The sequence below is a fragment of the Variovorax sp. 05N34 genome (genome assembly GCF_056397405.1).
Map to the genome: position 1 here is coordinate 52,556 of NZ_JBFTNI010000004.1, position 21,821 is coordinate 74,376.

The following is a 21,821-nucleotide window of genomic DNA, read 5'->3' on the forward strand; positions in this document are numbered from 1 at the left end:
CATGACTTCCGACACCACTCAGATTCACCAGGCCCCGCTGTCCGCCGCGACGCTGGATCGCTTTGCGCGCGAGGTTGCCAAATACCCGCCCGCAGGCAAGCAGTCTGCCGTGATGGCCTGTCTTGCGATCGTGCAAGAGGATGAGGGCTACATCAGCGAAGCGCGCGAACGTGAGATCGCTGCCTATCTCGGCATGGCGCCCATCGCCGTGCACGAAGTGACGACGTTCTACAACATGTACAACCACCGGCCGGTGGGCAAGTTCAAGCTCAACGTCTGCACCAATCTCCCGTGCCAGTTGCGTGACGGCGCCGTCGCGCTTGCGCATCTCGAGAAGAAGCTCGGCATCCAGATGGGCGAGACAACCGCCGATGGCATGTTCACCCTGCAGCAAAGCGAATGCCTGGGGGCATGCGCAGATTCGCCGGTCATGCTCGTCAACGATCGCACCATGTGCAGCTTCATGAGCAACGAAAAGCTGGATCAACTGATCGACGGCCTGCGCAGCTCCACCACAAAGGGAACGCAATGATGTCGCCCGAACAAGTGCTGTCGCAGTTTCAGGCGACAGGCGTTCAGACCTGCTTTCATGATCGTCACATCGAGCCGCAGATCTACGCGGGCCTGAACGGCACCAACTGGCGGCTGGCGGACTACGAGGCGCGAGGCGGCTACAAGGCGCTGCGCAAAATCCTGAGCGAAGGCATGACGCCCGATCAGGTGATTGCCGAGGTGAAGGCGTCAGGTTTGCGCGGCCGCGGTGGTGCCGGTTTTCCGACGGGACTCAAGTGGAGCTTCATGCCCCGGCAGTTCCCGGGGCAGAAATATTTGGTCTGCAATTCCGATGAGGGTGAGCCAGGTACGTGCAAGGACCGCGACATCCTTCAGTACAACCCGCACATCGTCATCGAAGGCATGGCCATTGCCGCCTACGCGATGGGCATCAGCGTGGGTTACAACTACATCCACGGCGAGATCTTCCAGACCTATGAACGGTTCGAGGAGGCCCTCGAAGAAGCGCGTGCCGCCGGCTATCTCGGCGATGGCATCATGGGCAGCAGCTACAACTTCCAGCTCCATGCCGCTCACGGTTTTGGCGCCTATATCTGTGGTGAGGAAACCGCGCTCCTCGAGTCACTCGAAGGCAAGAAGGGGCAGCCGCGCTTCAAGCCGCCGTTCCCGGCGAGCTTCGGACTCTATGGCAAGCCGACGACGATCAACAACACCGAAACCTTCGCGGCGGTGCCCTGGATCATCAACAACGGCGGCCCCGCGTATCTGGAATGCGGCAAGCCCAACAATGGTGGCACCAAGATCTATTCAGTCAGCGGCGACGTCGAACTGCCCGGTAACTACGAAGTGCCGATGGGTACGCCGTTCGCAAAGTTGCTCGAATTGGCCGGCGGTGTGCGCAAGGGGCGTCAGCTCAAGGCGGTGATTCCTGGCGGTTCGTCGGCACCGGTGCTGCCTGCTTCGATCATGATGGAGTGCACGATGGACTACGACTCCATCGCGAAGGCAGGGTCGATGCTGGGCTCCGGTGCGGTCATCGTGATGGACGACAGCCGTTCGATGGTGGAATCCCTCAAGCGCCTGTCTTACTTCTATATGCATGAGTCCTGTGGGCAGTGCACGCCGTGTCGCGAGGGCACTGGCTGGCTCTGGCGCGTGGTCGACCGGATTCACAACGGCCACGGCAAGGCTTCGGACATGGACCTGCTGAATTCTGTCGCCGACAACATCCAGGGCCGCACAATTTGCGCGCTGGGCGATGCCGCCGCAATGCCCGTGCGGGCCATGATCAAGCACTTTCGCCATGAGTTCGAGGCCCTGATCCCGGGGTATGTCCCGAAGGCGCCTGTCAAGGCCTGAGCGCAAGAAGAACGCAACATATATGGTTGAAATCGAACTGGACGGCAAGAAGGTCGAAGTGACCGAAGGCAGCATGGTGATGCATGCGGCCGACAAGGCGGGCACATACATCCCGCACTTCTGCTATCACAAGAAGCTCAGCATTGCGGCCAACTGCCGGATGTGCCTAGTCGACGTCGAAAAGGCGCCGAAGCCGATGCCGGCCTGCGCCACGCCCGTGACGCAGGGGATGATCGTCCGCACAAAGAGCGACAAGGCCATCAAGGCTCAGCAGTCGGTGATGGAGTTCCTCCTCATCAACCACCCGCTGGATTGCCCGATCTGCGACCAGGGCGGCGAGTGTCAGCTCCAGGATCTGGCGGTGGGCTATGGTGGTTCTTCCTCGCGCTACGAGGAAGAAAAGCGCGTCGTGTTCCACAAGGATGTTGGTCCGCTCATCAGCATGGAAGAGATGACCCGCTGCATCCATTGCACGCGCTGCGTCCGCTTCGGCCAGGAAGTCGCCGGCGTGATGGAACTCGGCATGTCGAACCGCGGCGAACACGCGGAGATCGAGACCTTCCTTGGTGACTCGGTGGATTCTGAACTCTCGGGCAACATGATCGACATCTGCCCGGTTGGCGCGCTCACGAGCAAGCCCTTCCGGTACAGCGCACGTACATGGGAGCTCTCGCGCCGCAAATCCGTGAGCCCGCACGATTCCACCGGCGCCAACCTGATCGTTCAGGTCAAGAACAACCGGGTGATGCGCGTTGTCCCGCTCGAAAACGAGGACGTGAACGAATGCTGGATCGCCGACCGCGATCGGTTCTCGTATGAAGCGCTGAACGGCTCCGAGCGGCTCACGCAGCCCATGCTCAAGCAAGGCGGCCAATGGCAACAGGTTGACTGGCAGACTGCGCTGGAATACGTGGCCAATGGGTTGAAGCAGATCAAGGCCGATCATGGTGCGCAGAGCATCGGAACCCTGGTCAGCCCGCACAGCACACTCGAAGAGTTGCACCTGGCCAAGTTGCTGACGCAGGGGCTGGGCAGCGATAACATCGACTATCGCCTGCGCAATGCCGACTTCACGGCATTTGAAGGCGTACGCTGGCTCGGAACCTCGATCGCCTCGTTGTCGCTGCTGCAAAGCGTACTGGTGGTCGGCTCCAACCTGCGCAAGGACCACCCTCTGTTTGCACAGCGCATTCGACAGGCCGTGCGCAAAGGCGGTGCACTGAGTGCGGTCACGTCGTCGGACCTGTTCGCAGACGCCGACGCGTGGGCCATGCCCGTCGCCAACGTCATTCGCGTTGCCGCCAGCGGTTGGGTAGATGCGCTGACAGGAATTGCTGCCGCGATCGCCGAAAGCACGGGCGCAGCCGCGCCGGCCGGTACGAGCGGCGCCGCCAGCGATGCCGCCAAGTCCATTGCCGCCTCGTTGCTCAGTGGCGAGCGCAAGGCCATTCTTCTTGGCAATGCAGTGGCACACCACGCGCAGGCAAGCACGTTGCTCGCGTTGGCGAACTGGATCGGCTCTCAGACTGGCGCAAGCGTCGGTTTCCTGACGGAGGCAGCCAACACAGTGGGCGCGCAACTGATTGGCGCCATGCCCAAGGCGGGAGGCCTGAATGCAGGCCAGATGCTGGCCGGTGGACTCAAGGCTGCGTTGTTGCTGAACACCGAGCCGGTATTCGACTCGGCCGCAGGTGCTGCAGCCGACGAGGGGCTTGCGCGCGCACAAATGGTTGTGACGCTGAGCCCCTTCAAGGCCAACCTCGAATTCAGCGACGTCCTTCTGCCGATCGCGCCGTTTACAGAAACGCCTGGTACTTTCGTGAATGCCGAGGGCCGGATTCAGAGCTTCCACGCAGTCGTGAAGCCATTGGGCGAAGCACGGCCGGCCTGGAAGGTGTTGCGCGTGCTGGCCAACCTTCTGGGCCTTCCGGGTTTCGCATTCGAATCCACAAACGAGGTGATGGCCGACATCGGTTTGTCGGGCCAGGTGCCCGCGGACAAGCTGAGCAACGCGACCTCCGCGCCAACGACGACGCCGGGCGAAGCGGCTGAGGCAGCCCCTGTCGTTGCAAGCATCTACCAGCTCGACTCCATTGTTCGCCGCGCGCCATCGCTGCAACTCACCGCCGATGCGCGCCTTGCGAAAGCGTCGACCGCTGAGGAGGCGCTCGCATGATCGACACGCTTCACGGTTTTGGCCTTGGGCTCGTGTCCGCAGGATGGTGGACGGGCCTTGCCTGGCCCGTGGTCTGGACTCTGATCAAGATCATCGTCGTCGTGGTGCCGCTCATGGGGGCGGTTGCCTATCTGACGCTGTGGGAGCGAAAGGCCATCGGCTTTACGCAAATCCGCATCGGCCCGAACCGTACGGGTCCGCTGGGCCTGCTGCAGCCGATTGCCGATGCGCTCAAGCTGCTCACGAAGGAAATCATTCTCCCGACGGTGGCAAACAAGGGCCTGTTCCTGCTCGGCCCGATCATGACGATCATGCCGGCGCTGGCGGCCTGGGCGGTCATTCCCTTCGGCCCCGAGGTTGCTCTTGCCAACATCAATGCCGGACTTCTGTTCGTCATGGCGATCACCTCGCTGGAAGTCTACGGCGTAATCATTGCGGGTTGGGCCTCGAATTCGAAGTACGCCTTTTTGGGTGCGCTCCGCGCGTCGGCGCAAATGGTTAGCTACGAAATCGCGATGGGCTTCTGCTTCGTGGTCGTGCTCATGGTGTCTGCGAGCCTCAACATGACCGACATCGTGACGGGGCAGGGCAGGGGGCATTTTGCTTCCATGGGCATCGGGTTCTTGTCGTGGAACTGGCTGTCCTTGCTCCCGATTTTTGTTGTGTACTTCATTTCGGGTTTGGCAGAGACCAATCGCCATCCTTTCGACGTCGTTGAAGGCGAATCCGAAATCGTTGCCGGTCACATGATCGAGTACTCGGGCATGAGCTTTGCCATGTTCTTCCTGGCCGAATACGCCAACATGTGGCTCGTCTCGATCCTGTGCGCGGTCCTGTTCCTGGGCGGCTGGCTGCCTCCGTTCGACTTCCTGTCGTTTATTCCAGGCTGGATCTGGCTGGGCATCAAGACCTTCTGCGTGGTCACCATGTTCCTGTGGGTTCGTTCGACGTTCCCGCGCTTCCGCTATGACCAGATCATGCGGCTCGGTTGGAAAATTTTCATTCCTGTCACCCTGGTGTGGCTGGTGGTGGTCGGCGCGTGGATGCAGACCCCATTCAACATCTGGAAGTAATCGCCATGTCTGCGCAAAATACCAGCGCGCTTGCGCGCTCATCATCGAATGCGGCCCAGCCGTTCTCGCTCAAGGACTTCTTGCGCAGCTTCATGCTGTTCGAGTTGTTCAAGGGCCTTGCGATCACTGGCAAGTACGCTTTCAGCCGCAAGATCACGGTGCAGTTCCCGGAAGAAAAGACGCCCCTGTCTCCGCGTTTCCGTGGGCTGCATGCGCTTCGTCGCTATGAAAACGGCGAAGAACGCTGCATTGCCTGCAAGCTTTGCGAAGCGGTTTGCCCCGCATTGGCGATCACCATCGAATCCGACGTACGCGACGATGGCTCCCGCCGCACGACGCGTTACGACATCGACCTGACGAAGTGCATCTTCTGTGGCTTCTGCGAAGAAAGCTGCCCTGTCGACTCGATCGTCGAGACCCACATCCTCGAATACCACGGCGAAAAGCGCGGCGACCTGTACTTCACCAAGGACATGTTGTTGGCTGTGGGCGACCGCTACGAAAAAGAAATTGCTGCCAACAAGGCAGCCGACGCCAAATACCGCTAAGCGGTCTGGCCCGAACCTCGCAACGAATTCGATCCATGGACGTCAAGACCGGTCTGTTCTATCTATTTGCCGCGGTGCTGCTGTTTGCATCGTTCCGCGTCATCACCGCACGCAATCCCGTGTATGCCGCGCTGTACCTGGTGCTGGCCTTTTTCCAGGCATCGGCGATCTGGCTCCTGCTGCGAGCCGAGTTCCTTGCGATCACGCTCGTGCTTGTCTATGTGGGGGCGGTGATGGTGCTGTTCCTGTTCGTGGTCATGATGCTGGACATCAACGTCGACGGTCTTCGCGAGGGATTCTGGAAGCATTTCCCGCTTGCTGCGGGCGCGGGGGCGCTCATTGCGCTGGAGATGGCGGCGGTGCTGATGGGCGGTTTCCGCCTGAGTGCCCCAAAAAGCCCGATGGCCACGGGGCCCGACACTTCCAACACGCTCGAGCTTGGCAAACTTCTGTATAGCAGCTACCTCTATCCGCTGGAGATCGCTGCCGTGATCCTGCTTGTCGCCATCGTTGCGGCCATCGCGCTCACGCTGCGAGCCCGCAAGGACAGCAAGTATGTGAACCCCGCCGACCAGGTCCGAGTGAAGGCACGTGATCGGGTTCGCATCGTCCAGATGCCGGTCACTCGCGCGGCGCAACCTGTTGCCGAAGAACCTGCGGCCGCAGCGGAGACCAAGGCATGACCCTCACGCTCGGACATTTCCTCTCGCTGGGCGCAATGCTATTTGCGCTTTCCGTGATCGGCATCTTCCTGAATCGGAAGAACCTGATCGTTCTCTTGATGTGCATCGAGCTCATGCTGCTTGCCGTCAACATGAACTTCGTCGCCTTCTCGTATTTCCTCGGCGACATGCACGGTCAGATCTTCGTGTTCTTCATCCTGACGGTTGCCGCGGCGGAATCGGCAATCGGGCTGGCGCTGCTGGTTTTGTTGTTCCGCAACAAGTCGAACATCAACGTCGACGAGCTCAACGCGCTCAAGGGTTAAGGGTCTTCTCATGAGCGCAACACTTTCTGCATCCACTCTCCTTGTCGTTCCGCTGGCGCCTCTGGTGGGCGCCCTCGTGGCCGGCCTGTTCGGTACCCAATTCGGTGGCAATCACATCGGTCGCCGCGTCACGCACTCCTTGACGATTCTCGGCGTGCTGGTCTCCTTCATCATTTCGGCCATGACGCTCAACAGCGTGGTGTCCGACGGCGCGCATTTCAACGCGACGATCTATGAATGGATGACGGTCGGCGGCCTGAAGATGGAGATTGGCTTCCTCGTGGACGGCCTCACCGCCATGATGATGTGCGTCGTGACGTTCGTGTCGCTGATGGTGCACGTCTACACGATCGGCTACATGCAGGATGACGACGGCTACAACCGTTTCTTCTCCTACATCTCGCTTTTCACGTTTTCGATGCTGATGCTCGTGATGAGCAACAACATGCTGCAGCTGTTCTTCGGCTGGGAGGCCGTGGGCTTGGTGTCCTACCTGCTGATCGGCTTCTGGTTCAACAGACCGACGGCGATCTTCGCGAACATGAAGGCCTTCCTCGTCAATCGGGTCGGCGACTTCGGCTTTATTCTCGGGATCGGCCTTATCGCTGCGTATACCGGCTCCTTGAACTACGGAGACGCGTTTGCGCAAGCGGACCAGCTGGCCAAGATTACCTTCCCCGGCACCGAGTGGATGCTGATCACGGTGATCTGCATCTGCCTGTTCATTGGTGCCATGGGCAAGAGCGCGCAGTTTCCGTTGCACGTCTGGTTGCCCGATTCGATGGAAGGTCCGACACCCATCTCGGCGCTGATCCACGCCGCAACCATGGTGACGGCCGGTATCTTCATGGTGGCGCGGATGTCGCCCCTGTTCGAGCTGAGCGACACGGCCCTGAGCTTCGTGCTCGTGATCGGGGGAATCACCGCGCTTTTCATGGGCTTCCTCGGCGTCATCCAGAACGACATCAAACGGGTCGTGGCTTATTCGACGCTGTCGCAGCTCGGCTACATGACCGTCGCGCTCGGTGCGTCCGCCTATTCTGCGGCCGTGTTCCACCTGATGACGCACGCGTTCTTCAAGGCGCTGTTGTTCCTCGGCGCGGGCTCCGTGATCATCGGCATGCACCATAACCAGGACATCCGCTGGATGGGTGGTGTGCGCAAGTACATGCCCATCACCTGGATTACCTCACTGGTGGGTTCTCTCGCTTTGATCGGAACGCCGTTCTTTGCGGGCTTCTATTCGAAGGACACGATCATCGAAGCGGTCCACGAAAGCCATCTCTGGGGCTCGGGCTTCGCGTACTTCTCGGTGCTGGCCGGCGTGTTCATCACGGCGTTCTATTCATTCCGCATGTACTTCCTCGTCTTCCACGGCAAGGAACGTTTCGACCAGAACCCTGACGCGCATCACGACGATGGACATGGTCACCATGACGATCACCACGAGCCACACGAGTCGCCATGGGTCGTCTGGGTTCCGCTGGTGCTGCTGGCGATCCCTTCCGTCGTGATTGGATTCATGACGATTCAGCCGATGCTTTTCGGCGACTTCTTCAAGGGCGCGATCTTCATTGACGAAGGCAAGCACCAGGCCATGAAGGAACTGGCCGAGGCGTTCCATGGCCCCACGGAGATGGGCCTGCACGGGTTCACCGCCTTGCCGTTCTGGCTCGCGCTCTCAGCCGTGGTGCTGACCTGGTACATGTACCTGATCAATCCGGCCGTGCCTGCTGCGATCAAACGTTCGTTCGGACCCATTTACCGGTTGCTCGAGAACAAGTACTACATGGACTGGTTCAACGAGAACGTCATCGCCCGCGGGACGCGCGCATTGGGCGTCGGCCTCTGGAAGGGCGGCGACCAGGGGATCATCGATGGGGCCATCGTGAACGGTTCCTGGAAGCTGGTGGGTCGCGTCGCAGGCGCAGTGCGCTGGATCCAGTCGGGCTACATCTATCACTATGCATTCGGAATGCTGCTGGGCATCTTTGTCCTCATGTCGTATTTCGTCTGGTTCAAACGGTAACCGGCTCACGCTGGAGAAAAACAAAAATGGGTCTGTTGAGCCTTGCCATCTGGATGCCGATTGCCTTCGGCGTAGTGTTGCTGGCTTTCGGTCGGGACAGTCAGGCGACTGTCGTGCGCTGGATTGCGCTGGTCGGTTCGGTTGCGAGTTTCCTTGTCACTCTGCCGCTCTATTCCAATTTCAAGACCGGAACTGCGGAGATGCAGTTCGTGGAGAAGGCAAGTTGGATCGAGCGCTTCAACGTCAACTATCACGTCGGCCTCGACGGCATTTCGTTCTGGCTCGTGCTGTTGACGGCGTTCATCACGGTCATCGTGGTGATTTCAGCCTGGGAAGTGATCACTGAACGCGTGAACCAGTACATGGGTGCGTTCCTGATCCTGTCCGGTCTCATGATCGGCACCTTTTCCGCGCTCGACGGCATCCTGTTCTACGTCTTCTTCGAAGCTACGCTGATCCCGATGTATCTGATCATCGGCATCTGGGGAGGTCCGAACAAGATCTATGCGGCTTTCAAGTTCTTCATCTACACGCTGCTCGGCTCGCTGTTGATGCTGGTCGCGTTGATCTATCTGTACAACACGTCGGGCGGGAGCTTCGACATCCTGACCTGGCACAAGCTGCCACTCGGCGCGAGCGCCCAGACATTCCTGTTCTTTGCGTTCTTTGCTGCGTTCGCGGTCAAGGTTCCAATGTGGCCAGTCCATACGTGGTTGCCTGACGTACACGTCGAAGCGCCTACCGGCGGCTCCGCGGTGCTGGCTGCGATCATGCTGAAACTGGGTGCCTACGGCTTCCTTCGTTTTTCGATGCCCATCGCACCGGACGCTTCGCACGAATGGGCCTGGTTGATGATCGCGCTGTCCTTGATTGCCGTGATCTATGTGGGCCTGGTTGCGCTGGTCCAGCAGGACATGAAGAAGCTGGTCGCGTACTCGTCGGTGGCTCATATGGGTTTCGTGACATTGGGCTTCTTCATCTTCAACGAGATCGGCGTGGCCGGCGGCATCGTGCAGATGATCTCGCACGGGTTTGTTTCGGGTGCGATGTTCCTTTGCATCGGCGTGCTCTATGACCGCGTTCATTCGCGCCAGATTGCCGACTACGGCGGCGTGGTGAACACGATGCCCAAGTTCGCCGCCTTTGCACTTCTTTTTGCGATGGCCAACTGCGGGCTTCCGGGTACGGCTGGATTCGTTGGCGAATGGATGGTGATCCTCGGCGCCGTCAAGGCGAACTTCTGGCTCGGCCTGGGCGCGGCAACGGCCCTGATCTTTGGCGCGGCCTACACGCTCTGGATGTACAAGCGCGTTTACCTGGGCGTCCCTGGCAACGACCACGTCAAGGAACTCAGCGATATTGGCGCGCGAGAATTTCTCATGCTGGCGCTGCTCGCTATCGCAGTGCTGTGGATGGGTATCTATCCGAAGCCTTTCACCGATGTCATGGACTCGTCAGTGACCGAATTGCTCCGGCACGTGGCCATTTCAAAGCTGCCCTAATTCCACGCTGAACAAGAGAACGAGATGATTGACAAACTCAGCTGGATGACGATCTACCCCGAGGTGGTGCTGCTGATCATGGCGTGCGTCATCGCGCTGCTGGATCTGTCAACCACCAGCCCGCGGCGTACCGCGACTYATATCTTGACGCTGCTCACGCTGGCAGTGGTCGCCGTGCTCACTGGCTTCAACGCGGCCGAAGGCAAGACGATCTATGGCTTTGCCGGCATGGTTGTCAGTGATCCGATGGGTAACTGGCTCAAGTGTTTCTCGACCTTGGCATTGATGGTCACACTCGTATACGGCCGGCCTTATTCAGCCGACCGCGGCATGCTCCGCGGCGGCGAGTTGTTCACCATCAGCATGTTCGCGTTGCTGGGCATGTTCGTGATGATTTCCGGCAGCAATTTTCTGTTGCTCTATCTCGGCCTCGAACTGTTGACGCTATCGAGCTACGCCCTGGTGGCCTTGCGCCGCGACAACGCGATCGCAAGCGAAGCGGCCATGAAATATTTCGTGCTTGGCGCGATGGCAAGTGGCTTCTTGCTCTACGGCCTGTCGATGATGTACGGYGCGACCGGTTCGCTCGACATCAACGAAGTGTTCAAGGCCATCGCGAGCCGGAAGGTGAACCATCAGGTGCTGGTCTTCGGCTTGGTCTTCATCGTCGCCGGGCTTGCCTTCAAGATCGGTGCGGCCCCTTTCCACATGTGGGTGCCCGACGTCTACCAGGGCGCTCCGACTTCCGTCACTCTGTTGATCGGCGCCGCTCCGGAGCTTGCCGCTTTTGCGATCATCATGCGTTTGCTGGTGGAAGGACTGCTTCCGCTCGCGATCGATTGGCAGCAGATGCTCGCATTGCTCTCGATTGCGTCACTGTTGGTCGGCAACCTCGCTGCGATCGCGCAGACGAATCTCAAGCGAATGCTTGCCTATTCGACCATCGGACAGATGGGCTTCATGCTGCTCGGCCTGGTCGCGGGTGTTGTCAACGGAAATACGTACAACGCGCAATTCGCATACAGCGCGTCGATGTTCTACATGATCACCTACGTGCTCACGACGCTCGCGAGCTTCGGCATCATCCTGCTGCTGGCGCGTGAGGGGTTCGAGAGCGAAGAGATCACGGACTTGGCGGGCTTGAACCAGCGCAGCCCCCTGTACGCAGGCGTGATGGCGGTCGCGATGTTCTCCCTGGCGGGGGTGCCTCCGCTGGTTGGCTTCTATGCCAAGCTTGCTGTATTGCAGGCGCTGATCGCTTCGGGTCAGGCGATGTACATCGCGCTCGCTGTGTTCGCCGTGGTGATGTCCTTGATTGGAGCCTTCTACTATCTGCGCGTGGTCAAGGTGATGTACTTCGACGCACCTTTGACGGCGACCACGGTTTCCGCACCCTTCGACGTACGTACGGTGCTAACGCTCAACGGCGCCTTGATCCTGCTGCTCGGCATCTTGCCCGGTGGGCTCATGACGCTGTGCGCACGCGCGATCGTGGCCACGCTGGCGACCTGATCGAGCGCTGTGTCGCAAAGCGCGTCGGTCTGGCTGGTCTTGCTGGTGGCGTTGTCGGCGGCCAACCTCCCGTTCCTCACTGAGCGCGTGCTCGGGTTGGTGCCACTGACCCGCCGCGTGAAGTCGCTGGCCATCAGGCTCGGCGAGCTGGTGGTACTCTATTTCGTCGCAGGCGGGGTCGGACTCCTGTTCGAGCGTCGCGTGGGCCAGATTGCGCCGCAAGGCTGGGAGTTCTATGCCGTTACCGGCGCACTCTTCATCGTGCTGGCATTTCCAGGCTTCACGTGGCGCTATCTCATGAAGCACCGCTGAAGGATCTCGCATGACCAAGACGACCTCGACGCAAGCCGACGCACATCTTCGGGAAGAATGCACGGCAAGCGAGCTGCTCTTTCAAGGCAACTTCCTGCGCGCCAAGCGCGACACGGTTCGGCTTCCGGACGGTCACACGGCAACACGCGAATATGTGGTGCATCCTGGCGCGGTCGTGGTGGTTCCGCTTTTGGACGACGGGCGATTGGTCCTCGAGCGGCAATACCGCTATCCCGTGGCTCACGTGATGACCGAGTTTCCTGCCGGCAAGCTCGATGCAGGGGAGGATCCGCTTGTTTGCGGGCAGCGTGAGCTGCTGGAGGAAACCGGTTATACCGCGCGTGAATGGGCCCGAGCCGGGGTCATGCACCTTGCGGTCGCCTACTCCACCGAGATCATCCATATCTACTTTGCCCGCGGGCTGTCGCTCGGAAAGAGACAACTCGACCACGGCGAATTTCTCGACGTGATCACCGCCACCCCAGAAGAGGTGCTGAAATGGTGCCGCGATGGCACCGTGACGGACGCCAAATCGCAGACCTGTGCGCTTTGGATGGAAAACGTCCTCTCCGGCGCATGGTCGCTCGACTGGCAAAGCTTTGCTCCCGCGGACGCCGGCGGATAATCTGCCGATGAAGGTCCTTAACCTCCAATGCACGCACGGACATGGCTTCGAAGGGTGGTTCGCCTCGCAGGAAGCCTTTGACGCGCAGCTCGCGGCTGGTCTCGTCGAATGCCCCGTTTGCGGCAGCACGGCAATCACCAAGCTGCTGACTGCGCCTCGGCTGAACCTGGGTAGCTCCAAGCCGCCTGCCGAGGTGCAAGCTGCGCAGCCCGCGACCGGAGAATCTCCGGAAGGGCGATTGTTGCGGGCAATGCGTGAGGTCATCGCGCAGACCGAGGACGTCGGCGATCGGTTTGCGGAGGAGGCTCGCAAGATGCACTACGGCGAGGTCGAAGAGCGCGGCATTCGCGGCCAGACCACGCGCGAGCAGGCCCAAACTCTCGTTGAAGAGGGGATTCCCGTCTTTTCATTGCCGCTGCCGCCGGCACTCAAGGAAACACTGCAGTAACGCTGCGTGCCGGCGCGGGATTACGCTGCGAACTGAAGTGCCGCCAAGCGCGCATAGACGCCGTTCTGCGCAACGAGCGCCGAATGCGTTCCCTGTTCGATGATGCCGCCGTGGTCCAGCACGACGATTCGATCTGCCTTTTGCACCGTTGCCAGCCGATGCGCGATCACGATCGTGGTGCGGCCCGTCATTGCGGATTCAAGTGCGGCCTGGACCATGCGTTCGCTCTCGGCGTCAAGCGCACTCGTCGCCTCATCGAGCAGGAGCAACGGCGGGTTCTTGAGCATGGCGCGCGCGATGGCGATGCGCTGGCGCTGGCCGCCCGACAGGCGCACGCCGCGTTCGCCCAGGAAGGTGTCATACCCCTCTGGCAGTGCACGAAGAAAGCCGTCGGCGAATGCAGCCTTTGCTGCAGCGTGGACCTCTTCGACGCTTGCTTCGGGCCGGCCGTAGCGGATGTTTTCGAGTGCGCTGGTCGAGAAGATCACCGCGTCCTGTGGTACCAGGCCGATGCGATTGCGTAGCTCGCCAAGCGAAAGGGCCGAAAGCGATGCACCGTCCAACACGATGCGCCCCGCCTGCGGATCGTAATAACGCAGCAGGAGCTGGAAGACTGTGCTCTTGCCCGCGCCGCTCGAGCCGACGAGCGCCACAGTTTCGCCGGGGGCCACACTCAGGCTGAAGTCGCGCAAGGCAGGGGCGTCGGGCCGGGAGGGGTAGTGAAAGCTCACGCTCTCGAAGCTGACGGCGCTGCCGGCGACCGGAACGATTGCCTGAGCGGGATGGGCAGGCGAGAGGATCACCGGCTTCGCGTGGAGCAGTTCCATGAGGCGTTCCGTCGCGCCGGCTGCACGCAGCAAGTCACCGTAGACCTCCCCGAGCACGGCAGCGGCACTCGCGAGGATGATCACGTACACCACAGTCTGCCCGAGGTGGCCTGCCGTGATCTCCCCGTGAAGGACCGCTTGCGTGCCCTCGTACAGACCCCACAGCAAAGCGGCCGAGGTGGCGATGATGATGAAAGCCACGAGGACGGAGCGCGCCTTGGTACGGCGCACCGCGGTGTGGAAGGCGCTGTCGGTCGATGCGTCGAAACGAGCGGCTTCGCGCGCTTCCGCCGTGTAGCTCTGGACGACAGGAATGGCATTGAGCACTTCGGCGGCGATCGCGCTCGAGTCCGCGACGCGATCCTGGCTAGCGCGCGACAGCTTGCGAACGCGCCGCCCGAACCACATGCTGGGCAGCACCACCAGCACCAGGATGCCTAGCACCTGCACCATGACGTAAGGATTGGTCCAGACCAAGATGGCGAGAGCGCCGATCCCCATCACCGCATTGCGCAGTCCCATGCTCAGCGAAGAGCCCACCACGGTCTGCACGAGGGTGGTGTCGGCGGTCAGCCGCGAAAGCACTTCGCCGGTCTGGGTGGTTTCGAAAAAGGCCGGGCTTTGCCGGAGCACGTGCGAATAGACCGCATTGCGCAGGTCCGCGGTCACGCGTTCGCCGAGCCAACTGACGGTATAGAAACGCGCTGCGGAAAAGAGGCCGAGGGCAACGGCGACGGCGAAAAGCGCAACGAAGTGGTTGCGCAGGGCCATCGTCTGGGCACCCTTGTCGCTGGAAACCAGGCCGCCATCGATGAGGCTTCGCAAGGCCAGGGGAAAGACCAGGGTGGTCGCCGCCGCGAGGACGAGAAAAACGCCGGCGAAGCCGATCTGGACGCGATACGGGCGGAGGAACGGAGCCAGCCCGGACAGCGATTTGGGAGAGCCTTTGGCTGCTGGCGCGGGGGAAGCGGATGAGGCCATCTCGCGATTCTATCTAACGCTGCCCCTGCAAAGGTCGCCTTGACAGTAATTGTCGCGGCAACTAATATTCAGACATGTCCGATTCCAAGAGTCACGAAACCAAGTCCCAGGTTTCCCCGGCTGGCAAACCGCTACCGGTCAAAGCCTTTTATAAGGCCGAGAACTACCGGTCGGAAGAGAGCATTGGCTACCTCATGCGCCGCATCATGACGGCGGTCGGCCAAGCTGTCGAAGTCCGCATGTGTGAGCCCGGCAGCCCGACCTATCCGCAGTGGGTGCCGTTGCACAAGCTGCATATGGGGCACGCAACGACGGTGGCTGAGTTGGCGCGCGAGTGCGAGCTCGACACGGGCGCCATGACCCGGCTGCTCGACCGCCTCGAAGCAAAGGGTCTTTGCCGACGCGTACGCTCGATCGCCGACCGGCGTGTGGTCAACATCGAACTCACTGATGAAGGCCGTGCCGCCGCCGAACAAGTACCTCATTTGCTGAGCCGCGTGCAGAACGAGCACCTTGCCGGCTTCACGAATGAGGAATGGGAACAGCTCAAGAGCTATTTGCGCCGCATCCTTGATAACGCACAGGCCCTGTCGGCCCGTGGAGAAAAAAATGATTCATCTTCTTCCTGAGGGCGCTCTGCGTCGTACGACCGCGGTGGCGGCAGCCGTGACCGCAGTCGCCGCAGTCGCGCTTGCAGGCTGTGCCGACATGGGCAGCATGTCGCCGCCCGCCAAGATGCGCGATGCGGATTCCCTCGGCCTGACGGCGCCGGCTTCGACGCAGACGGCCGCCGCAGTCGCTTCGCCCAAGATCGACAGTCAGTGGTGGCTCGCCTTCGGTGACCCGCAACTGAACGCGCTGGTCGACCAGGCACTCGAGGGCAATCCCAACCTGCAAGTGGCTCGTTCGCGTCTCGCGCGCGCACAGGCCGCAGTCTCGGTCGCCGAATCGACGGACAAGCCGCACGTAGACGGCGCGCTGGACCTCACCCGGCAGAAGTTCTCGGGCAACTACATCTATCCGGCGCCGCTGGGCGGCTCAGTGCAGCCCTCCGGCAACTTGCAGCTCAACGCAGGCTGGGAAATTGACTTCTTCGGCAAGAACCGTACGGCGCTCGAAAGCGCGATCGGCTCTGCCAACGCCGCCGCTGCAGACGCGGATGCCGCGCGCGTGCTGCTTGCCAGCAACGTTGCGCGTGGCTACATCCAATGGGCCCGCCTGCATGATCGCCTGGCGGTAGCCGAGCGTACGCTTGCCCAGCGCGAAGAGCTCTTCAAGCTGGTTCGCGACCGAGTATCGGCCGGGCTCGATACGCGGCTCCAGTTGAAGCAGAGTGAAGCCAGCATCCCCGAGGCACGCCAGGAGATTGAGGCGCTGAACGAGCAGATTGCGATTTCCCAGCATGCGCTGGACGCGCTCGTCGCCAAGCCGAGCGCGACACAGGCGCTCGCTGCGCCCAGCCTCGAAGGTTTGAAGCCAATTGCGCTGCAGTCGGCCATCCCCGCCGATCTGCTCGGCCTGCGCGCCGACATTGCCGCCGCACGCTTCCGCGTGGAATCGGCGAGCAGCGACGTGAAGAATGCCAAGACCCAGTTCTATCCCAACGTCAACCTCGTGGCGTTCGCGGGTTTCCAGAGCATCGGCTTCGGCAATCTGCTCAAGGCGGACAGCCAACAGTGGGGCGTCGGGCCCGCGATTCGCCTGCCGATCTTCGAAGGTGGCCGGTTGCGCGCGAACCTGCGAGGGAAGGCGGCCGACCTGGACAGCGCGATCGACACCTACAACTCGGCCGTCCTTGACGCCGTCCGCGACGTCGCCGACCAGATCACCAGCGTGCAATCCGTCGCGCGCCAGCGGGTGCAGCAGCGCGAAGGCCAGGATGCTGCGGAAGCGGCCTACGACATCGCCGTGCAGCGCTACAGCGCGGGCCTCGGCAACTATCTCGATGTGCTGTCCGCCGAAGTCACCGTGCTGGGGCAGCGCCGCGAAAACGTTGACCTCGCCGCTCGCGCATATGACACCCAGGTCGGACTGATCCGCGCACTCGGCGGCGGTTGGCAGCCGGACGCCCGGACTGCCGTCGCCGACTCCAAAACCGCACACCCCTGAACACGTTCTGAACCCGAAAGACATCGCCATGGAAAACAACAATGCCGCCAATCCCGCAGCACCGGCCGAGTCCGCTGCTGACGCGCCGGCTCCGAACAACAAGCGCCGCCGCGCATTGACCGCGCTCGCAACCGTCGTCGTGCTTGCAGGCGCTGGATGGGGTGTGTACGAGTGGTTGGTCGCCAGCCACTACGAGTCCACCGACAACGCTTATGTGCAGGGCAACGTGATCCAGATCACACCGCAGATCGCCGGCACGGTGATGGCGATCAATGCCGACGACACCGACTTCGTCAAGGCCGGGCAGCCGTTGGTTCAGCTCGATCCGTCCGACGCAAAGGTGGCGCTTGACCAGGCGGAAGCCGCGCTTGCCCAAGCGGTGCGGCAGGCGCGCACGCTGTATGTCAACAACGCATCGCTGGCCGCGCAAGTCTCGCTTCGCCAGGCCGATATCGTCAGGGCGCAGAGCGATATCGCACGCGCGCAGGACGACCTGAAGCGTCGCCAGGCGCTGGCCGGCAACGGCGCAGTGTCGAAAGAAGAGCTGAACCACTCCGAAACCGCGCTCGCCAATGCGAAGAGCGCGCTGGCGGCTGCACAAGCCAATCTGCTCGCGGCGCGCGAACAGCTGGCGAGCAACCAGTCGCTGACCGAAGGTACGAAGGTCGAGCAGCATCCCAGCGTGCAGGCCGCCGCTGCCAAGGTGCGCGAAGCCTATCTCGCGACCCAGCGCGTCGGCATGCCGGCGCCGGTGGATGGCTACGTCGCCAAGCGGACGGTGCAACTCGGCCAGCGCGTGACGGCCGGCACGCCCATGATGTCGATCGTCCCGCTCAACCAGCTCTGGGTCGATGCCAACTTCAAGGAAGTGCAGTTGCGCAACATCCGTATCGGCCAGCCCGTCAAGCTGACGGCTGACCTCTACGGAAAGAAGGTCGAGTACGACGGGCACGTGGCCGGTCTCGGCGTCGGCACCGGTGCGGCCTTTGCGCTGCTGCCGGCGCAGAATGCCACGGGCAACTGGATCAAGGTCGTGCAGCGCGTGCCCGTTCGCATTGGGCTCGATGCCGAGCAGCTCAAGGCCAACCCCCTGCGCGTGGGGCTTTCGATGGACGCCGAAATCGACGTGAGGGACAAGAACGGCAAGATGCTGGCCGATGCACCTCGCGAAGCCGCGGCGAGCCAGACGGAGGTCTACAGCAAGCTCGAACACGGCGCTGACGCCGAAGTGCAGCGCATCATCGCCGCGAACCTCGGCCGCGAGTTGCCCAGCAAGACGCCGACGCAGAGCGGCGGCGCCAACTCCAGCATCCCGGCGGGCGCGCAGGGACAGCCCGGCTGATCGATCGGGCTCGCGCGATGTCCAACGCCCCCGCTTCCCAGCCCTTGCCCCCACTCGAGGGCTCTGCCCGCCTGTGGGGCACCATCGCGCTGTCTGCCGCGACCTTCATGAACGTGCTGGACACGTCGATCGCGAACGTTTCGCTGCCCGCGATCGCTGGCGACCTGGGTGTCAGTTCGACGCAAGGTACCTGGGTCATCACGAGCTTCGCGGTGGCCAACGCCATCGCGGTTCCGCTCACCGGCTGGCTGACGCAGCGCTTTGGCCAAGTGCGCCTGTTCATGGCGAGCGTGCTGCTTTTCATCATCAGCTCATGGCTGTGCGGCCTCGCGCCCAACATGACCATGCTGATCGCGTTCCGCGCCATTCAAGGCTTTGTCGCGGGGCCGATGATTCCCCTGTCGCAGACCTTGCTCCTGTCGAGCTATCCACGCGCCAAGGCCGGCCTCGCGATGGCAATGTGGTCAATGACCACGCTGGTCGCGCCCGTCATGGGTCCCCTGCTCGGCGGATGGATCACTGACAACATCTCGTGGCCATGGATCTTCTACATCAACATCCCCGTGGGCCTGCTGGCTGCGGGCATCACGTGGACCATCTATCGCAAGCGCGAAAGTGGCACGCGCAAGGTGCCCATCGACAGCATTGGGCTTGCACTGCTGGTTCTATGGGTCGGGTCGCTCCAGCTCATGCTGGACAAGGGCAAGGAACTGGACTGGTTCCATTCGGGCCAGATCGTGGCGCTCGCCATCGTGGCGACGGTCGGCTTCGCGTTCTTCCTCGTGTGGGAACTCACCGACAAACATCCCGTGGTCGACCTGTCACTGTTCAAGCGGCGCAACTTCTGGTCAGGGGCGTTCGCGACGGCCGTGGCGTACGGATTGTTCTTCGGCAACGTGGTGCTCCTGCCGCTGTGGCTGCAGCAGTTCATGGGTTATACGGCTACGCAGGCCGGGATGATCATGGCGCCTGTGGGGATGCTGGCGATCTTCTTCTCGCCAATCGTCGGCCTCACCGTCGCGAAGGTCGATCCGCGCCGCTACGCGACCTTCTCGTTCCTCGTGTTCGCGCTGGTGTTGTGGATGCGTTCGAACTTCAACACCCAGGCCGACTTCTGGACGATCATGATCCCGACGATCATCCAGGGCGTTGCGATGGCGTTCTTCTTCATTCCGCTGGTCACGATCACCTTGTCAGGCCTGACACCCGACCGAATCCCCGCAGCCTCGGGCCTGTCGAACTTCCTCCGGATCACCGCCGGCGCCATTGGCACTTCGACCGCGACCACGCTGTGGGAGAACCGCGCGGCCTTGCATCACGCGCAACTGGTTGAATCCGTCACTCAAGGCAACTCGGCCGCAAGCAGCGCAATCGCGGGTCTCGGCAGCAGCGGCTTCAGCCCCGAACAGGTCCTCGGCCAAATCAACCGCCTCGTCGACCAGCAAGCCTTCATGCTCGCGTCCTCCGACGTCTTCTACGGCTCAGCCATCCTCTTCCTCCTGCTGATCCCGCTGGTCTGGCTAGCCAAGCCCGCCCGAGGCCCCGGCGCCTCCGACGCCGCCGCTGGAGCGCACTAGCCTGTTGCTCGCCCCCAGGCTACGCGCACTTTGTGTCGCTTCGCCTACCCCCTACCGGGGGCAACACCAGCGGCCTGGCAAAGCCAGTTCCGCGGTGTTCACCAACAACGGGCCACGCTCCGCTGGCCGCGGTTCACCAGATGGCGTGGTTGTGGTTCAGGCGCGACGCTATTCCAGAGCCGCCGCGGAACCGGCTTCGCCGGGCCGCTGGCGGCGCCCCCGGTAGGGGGTAGGCGAAGCGACACAAAGTGCGCGAAGCCTGGGGGGAGCCGGGGTTACCCCGGTAGGCAAGTTTCGTTACGGCTGCAAACAATGCGGTCGGCGCGGCTCATGGTGAGAACGCGCGGACTGATCGCATGAACGAAACTTTTTTTGAGTACGAGGGTGAACGCGCGAGATGACGGACATCATTCTCGAAACGCGCCAGCTCACCAAGGAATTCAAGGGCTTTACCGCGGTCAGCAAGGTTGACCTGTCGGTGGTGCGCGGTTCCATCCACGCGCTAATTGGGCCCAATGGCGCAGGCAAGACGACCTGCTTCAATCTGCTGACGAAGTTCCTGGAGCCGACTTCCGGAACGATCCTGTTCAACGGACAGGACATCACCAGCGAACGCCCCGCCGAAATTGCGCGGCGCGGCATCATTCGCTCGTTTCAGATCTCTGCGGTGTTTCCGCACCTGACCTTGCTCGAGAACGTGCGCCTGGGGCTGCAACGGGCGCTGGGCACTTCGTACCACTTCTGGAAGAGCGAAAAATCCCTGACGCCGCTCAACGCGCGGGCGCGGCAGCTCCTGGCCGAAGTGGGTCTCGAGGACCTGGCCGACGAACTGACGGTGAACCTTCCCTACGGCCGCAAACGCGCGCTCGAAATCGCGACCACGCTCGCCATGGAGCCGGAACTGATGCTGCTGGACGAGCCGACCCAGGGCATGGGCCACGAAGATGTGCATCGCGTGGCCGAACTCATCAAGCGCGTCTCCGCCGGCCGCACGATCCTGATGGTGGAGCACAACATGAGCGTGGTGTCGACCATCGCCGACACGATCACGGTCCTGCAGCGCGGCGCTGTGCTGGCCGAAGGGCCGTACGCCGAGGTTTCGCGCAACCCACAGGTGATGGAAGCCTACATGGGCACCACCGACGGTCAACTGCAGGGAGCCCACTGATGGCAGCCCCCGCACTCGAAATCAGTGGTCTGCAGGCTTGGTATGGCGAATCGCACGTGCTGCATGGCGTCGACATGACCGTGCAGCAGGGAGAAGTGGTCACGCTGCTCGGACGCAATGGGGCAGGGCGCACCACGACGATGCGCGCCATCCTGGGGCTCACCGGTGCGCGCAAGGGCAGCATCAAGGTGAACGGCACCGAGACCATCGACATGGCGACGCACAAGATCGCGCACTATGGCATCGGCTACTGCCCGGAGGAACGCGGCATCTTCGCGAGCCTCTCGTGCGAGGAAAACCTGCTGCTGCCTCCGGTGCTGAAAGGTGCCGGACCAGGCATGTCGGTGGACGAGATCTACGCCATGTTCCCCAATCTTGCCGAGCGCCGAAACAGCCAGGGCACGCGGCTTTCGGGTGGTGAACAGCAGATGCTGGCAGTCGGGCGCATTTTGCGCACGGGCGCCAAGCTGCTGCTGCTCGACGAAATCTCCGAGGGGCTCGCCCCGGTCATCGTGCAGGCGCTCGCCCGCATGATCCATACCTTGCGCGGCAAGGGCTACACGGTGGTCATGGTCGAGCAGAACTTCCGCTTTGCAGCGCCGCTTGCGGACCGGTTCTACGTCATGGAACACGGTCGCATCGTGGAGAAATTCGGCGCGTCCGAACTCGAAGCAAAGATGCCGGTGCTCAACGAGCTGCTCGGCGTCTGATCCCTATCAACCTTTCAATTCG

Annotated in this window: 20 protein-coding genes; 19 read left to right on the forward strand and 1 reads right to left on the reverse strand. The window is 61.9% G+C overall.

The features are described from left to right. Position 1 precedes the first annotated feature (1 nt). The 13 genes from AC1DMA_RS12190 to AC1DMA_RS12250 are packed head-to-tail and all read left to right on the forward strand — an operon-like array spanning position 2 to position 13,085. A complete protein-coding gene (locus AC1DMA_RS12190) occupies positions 2-532 on the forward strand; it encodes an NADH-quinone oxidoreductase subunit NuoE family protein (protein ID WP_478123911.1) in 531 nt (176 codons plus the stop codon). Further along, positions 532-1,872 carry an NADH-quinone oxidoreductase subunit NuoF gene (nuoF, locus tag AC1DMA_RS12195; RefSeq protein WP_478123910.1) on the forward strand — a complete coding sequence of 447 codons (1,341 nt, stop codon included), beginning with the start codon at positions 532-534 and terminating at the stop codon, positions 1,870-1,872. Before AC1DMA_RS12190 ends, nuoF begins: the two co-directional genes overlap by 1 nt. A gap of 22 nt (positions 1,873-1,894) precedes the next feature. Further along, positions 1,895-4,048, forward strand: a complete 2,154-nt coding sequence (nuoG, locus tag AC1DMA_RS12200; RefSeq protein WP_478144346.1) for an NADH-quinone oxidoreductase subunit NuoG — start codon at positions 1,895-1,897, stop codon at positions 4,046-4,048. Then, positions 4,045-5,121 carry an NADH-quinone oxidoreductase subunit NuoH gene (gene nuoH / locus AC1DMA_RS12205; RefSeq protein WP_478123908.1) on the forward strand — a complete coding sequence of 359 codons (1,077 nt, stop codon included), beginning with the start codon at positions 4,045-4,047 and terminating at the stop codon, positions 5,119-5,121. Before nuoG ends, nuoH begins: the two co-directional genes overlap by 4 nt. A 5-nt stretch (positions 5,122-5,126) precedes the next feature. Further along, the gene (nuoI, locus tag AC1DMA_RS12210) at positions 5,127-5,669 is read left to right on the forward strand and encodes an NADH-quinone oxidoreductase subunit NuoI (protein ID WP_478123907.1); all 543 of its coding nucleotides are present in this window, start codon (positions 5,127-5,129) and stop codon (positions 5,667-5,669) included. 35 nt (positions 5,670-5,704) lie between these two features. Continuing rightward, positions 5,705-6,352 (forward strand): NADH-quinone oxidoreductase subunit J, encoded by a 648-nt coding sequence (locus AC1DMA_RS12215; RefSeq protein ID WP_478123906.1) that lies wholly within the window; start codon positions 5,705-5,707, stop codon positions 6,350-6,352. Further along, positions 6,349-6,657, forward strand: a complete 309-nt coding sequence (gene nuoK / locus AC1DMA_RS12220; protein ID WP_028248920.1) for an NADH-quinone oxidoreductase subunit NuoK — start codon at positions 6,349-6,351, stop codon at positions 6,655-6,657. The genes AC1DMA_RS12215 and nuoK overlap by 4 nt, the downstream gene beginning before the upstream one ends. 10 nt (positions 6,658-6,667) lie before the next feature. After that, positions 6,668-8,686: an NADH-quinone oxidoreductase subunit L gene (gene nuoL, locus AC1DMA_RS12225; protein ID WP_478144347.1), complete on the forward strand. Its 2,019-nt coding sequence runs from the start codon at positions 6,668-6,670 to the stop codon at positions 8,684-8,686. A gap of 26 nt (positions 8,687-8,712) precedes the next feature. Next, positions 8,713-10,188, forward strand: coding sequence for an NADH-quinone oxidoreductase subunit M (locus AC1DMA_RS12230; protein WP_478123904.1), 1,476 nt, complete (start codon positions 8,713-8,715; stop codon positions 10,186-10,188). Between the two features lie 24 nt (positions 10,189-10,212). After that, positions 10,213-11,700, forward strand: a complete 1,488-nt coding sequence (gene nuoN, locus AC1DMA_RS12235; RefSeq protein ID WP_478144348.1) for an NADH-quinone oxidoreductase subunit NuoN — start codon at positions 10,213-10,215, stop codon at positions 11,698-11,700. Between the two features lie 9 nt (positions 11,701-11,709). Next, positions 11,710-12,012, forward strand: coding sequence for a DUF2818 family protein (locus AC1DMA_RS12240; RefSeq protein WP_478123902.1), 303 nt, complete (start codon positions 11,710-11,712; stop codon positions 12,010-12,012). A 10-nt stretch (positions 12,013-12,022) separates the two neighbouring features. After that, positions 12,023-12,637 (forward strand): NUDIX domain-containing protein, encoded by a 615-nt coding sequence (locus AC1DMA_RS12245; protein ID WP_478144349.1) that lies wholly within the window; start codon positions 12,023-12,025, stop codon positions 12,635-12,637. 7 nt (positions 12,638-12,644) lie between these two features. Beyond that, positions 12,645-13,085, forward strand: coding sequence for a DUF1178 family protein (locus tag AC1DMA_RS12250; RefSeq protein ID WP_478123900.1), 441 nt, complete (start codon positions 12,645-12,647; stop codon positions 13,083-13,085). Between the two features lie 20 nt (positions 13,086-13,105). Here AC1DMA_RS12250 and AC1DMA_RS12255 read toward each other — a convergent pair whose 3' ends face one another. After that, complete coding sequence (locus AC1DMA_RS12255) at positions 13,106-14,893, reverse strand: ABC transporter transmembrane domain-containing protein (protein WP_478144350.1); 1,788 nt, start codon at positions 14,891-14,893, stop codon at positions 13,106-13,108. A gap of 74 nt (positions 14,894-14,967) precedes the next feature. On the opposite strand from AC1DMA_RS12255, the gene AC1DMA_RS12260 reads away from it, so the two are divergent. The 6 genes from AC1DMA_RS12260 to AC1DMA_RS12285 all read left to right on the forward strand — a co-directional run bounded on the left by AC1DMA_RS12260 (position 14,968) and on the right by AC1DMA_RS12285 (position 21,799). After that, positions 14,968-15,522, forward strand: coding sequence for a MarR family winged helix-turn-helix transcriptional regulator (locus AC1DMA_RS12260; protein ID WP_478123898.1), 555 nt, complete (start codon positions 14,968-14,970; stop codon positions 15,520-15,522). After that, positions 15,503-17,002 (forward strand): efflux transporter outer membrane subunit, encoded by a 1,500-nt coding sequence (locus tag AC1DMA_RS12265; protein ID WP_478144351.1) that lies wholly within the window; start codon positions 15,503-15,505, stop codon positions 17,000-17,002. Before AC1DMA_RS12260 ends, AC1DMA_RS12265 begins: the two co-directional genes overlap by 20 nt. A gap of 28 nt (positions 17,003-17,030) precedes the next feature. Beyond that, complete coding sequence (locus AC1DMA_RS12270) at positions 17,031-18,344, forward strand: EmrA/EmrK family multidrug efflux transporter periplasmic adaptor subunit (protein ID WP_478144352.1); 1,314 nt, start codon at positions 17,031-17,033, stop codon at positions 18,342-18,344. Next, positions 18,344-19,921, forward strand: a complete 1,578-nt coding sequence (locus AC1DMA_RS12275; RefSeq protein ID WP_478144645.1) for a DHA2 family efflux MFS transporter permease subunit — start codon at positions 18,344-18,346, stop codon at positions 19,919-19,921. The genes AC1DMA_RS12270 and AC1DMA_RS12275 overlap by 1 nt, the downstream gene beginning before the upstream one ends. Positions 19,922-20,318: 397 nt before the next feature. Further along, positions 20,319-21,089 (forward strand): ABC transporter ATP-binding protein, encoded by a 771-nt coding sequence (locus AC1DMA_RS12280; protein WP_478123895.1) that lies wholly within the window; start codon positions 20,319-20,321, stop codon positions 21,087-21,089. Continuing rightward, complete coding sequence (locus tag AC1DMA_RS12285; protein WP_478123894.1) at positions 21,089-21,799, forward strand: ABC transporter ATP-binding protein; 711 nt, start codon at positions 21,089-21,091, stop codon at positions 21,797-21,799. The genes AC1DMA_RS12280 and AC1DMA_RS12285 overlap by 1 nt, the downstream gene beginning before the upstream one ends. Positions 21,800-21,821 lie beyond the last annotated feature (22 nt).

Coding starts and splice junctions, on each gene's coding strand:
- AC1DMA_RS12250 (WP_478123900.1), top strand. CDS start 12,645: ATGAAGGTCCTTAACCTCCAATGCACGCACGGACATGGCTTCGAAGGG.
- AC1DMA_RS12245 (WP_478144349.1), top strand. CDS start 12,023: ATGACCAAGACGACCTCGACGCAAGCCGACGCACATCTTCGGGAAGAA.
- nuoI (WP_478123907.1), top strand. CDS start 5,127: ATGTCTGCGCAAAATACCAGCGCGCTTGCGCGCTCATCATCGAATGCG.
- AC1DMA_RS12280 (WP_478123895.1), top strand. CDS start 20,319: ATGACGGACATCATTCTCGAAACGCGCCAGCTCACCAAGGAATTCAAG.
- AC1DMA_RS12190 (WP_478123911.1), top strand. CDS start 2: ATGACTTCCGACACCACTCAGATTCACCAGGCCCCGCTGTCCGCCGCG.
- nuoF (WP_478123910.1), top strand. CDS start 532: ATGTCGCCCGAACAAGTGCTGTCGCAGTTTCAGGCGACAGGCGTTCAG.
- nuoG (WP_478144346.1), top strand. CDS start 1,895: ATGGTTGAAATCGAACTGGACGGCAAGAAGGTCGAAGTGACCGAAGGC.
- nuoH (WP_478123908.1), top strand. CDS start 4,045: ATGATCGACACGCTTCACGGTTTTGGCCTTGGGCTCGTGTCCGCAGGA.
- nuoK (WP_028248920.1), top strand. CDS start 6,349: ATGACCCTCACGCTCGGACATTTCCTCTCGCTGGGCGCAATGCTATTT.
- AC1DMA_RS12260 (WP_478123898.1), top strand. CDS start 14,968: ATGTCCGATTCCAAGAGTCACGAAACCAAGTCCCAGGTTTCCCCGGCT.
- AC1DMA_RS12230 (WP_478123904.1), top strand. CDS start 8,713: ATGGGTCTGTTGAGCCTTGCCATCTGGATGCCGATTGCCTTCGGCGTA.
- AC1DMA_RS12265 (WP_478144351.1), top strand. CDS start 15,503: ATGATTCATCTTCTTCCTGAGGGCGCTCTGCGTCGTACGACCGCGGTG.
- AC1DMA_RS12215 (WP_478123906.1), top strand. CDS start 5,705: ATGGACGTCAAGACCGGTCTGTTCTATCTATTTGCCGCGGTGCTGCTG.
- nuoL (WP_478144347.1), top strand. CDS start 6,668: ATGAGCGCAACACTTTCTGCATCCACTCTCCTTGTCGTTCCGCTGGCG.
- AC1DMA_RS12270 (WP_478144352.1), top strand. CDS start 17,031: ATGGAAAACAACAATGCCGCCAATCCCGCAGCACCGGCCGAGTCCGCT.
- AC1DMA_RS12255 (WP_478144350.1), bottom strand. CDS start 14,893: ATGGCCTCATCCGCTTCCCCCGCGCCAGCAGCCAAAGGCTCTCCCAAA.
- AC1DMA_RS12285 (WP_478123894.1), top strand. CDS start 21,089: ATGGCAGCCCCCGCACTCGAAATCAGTGGTCTGCAGGCTTGGTATGGC.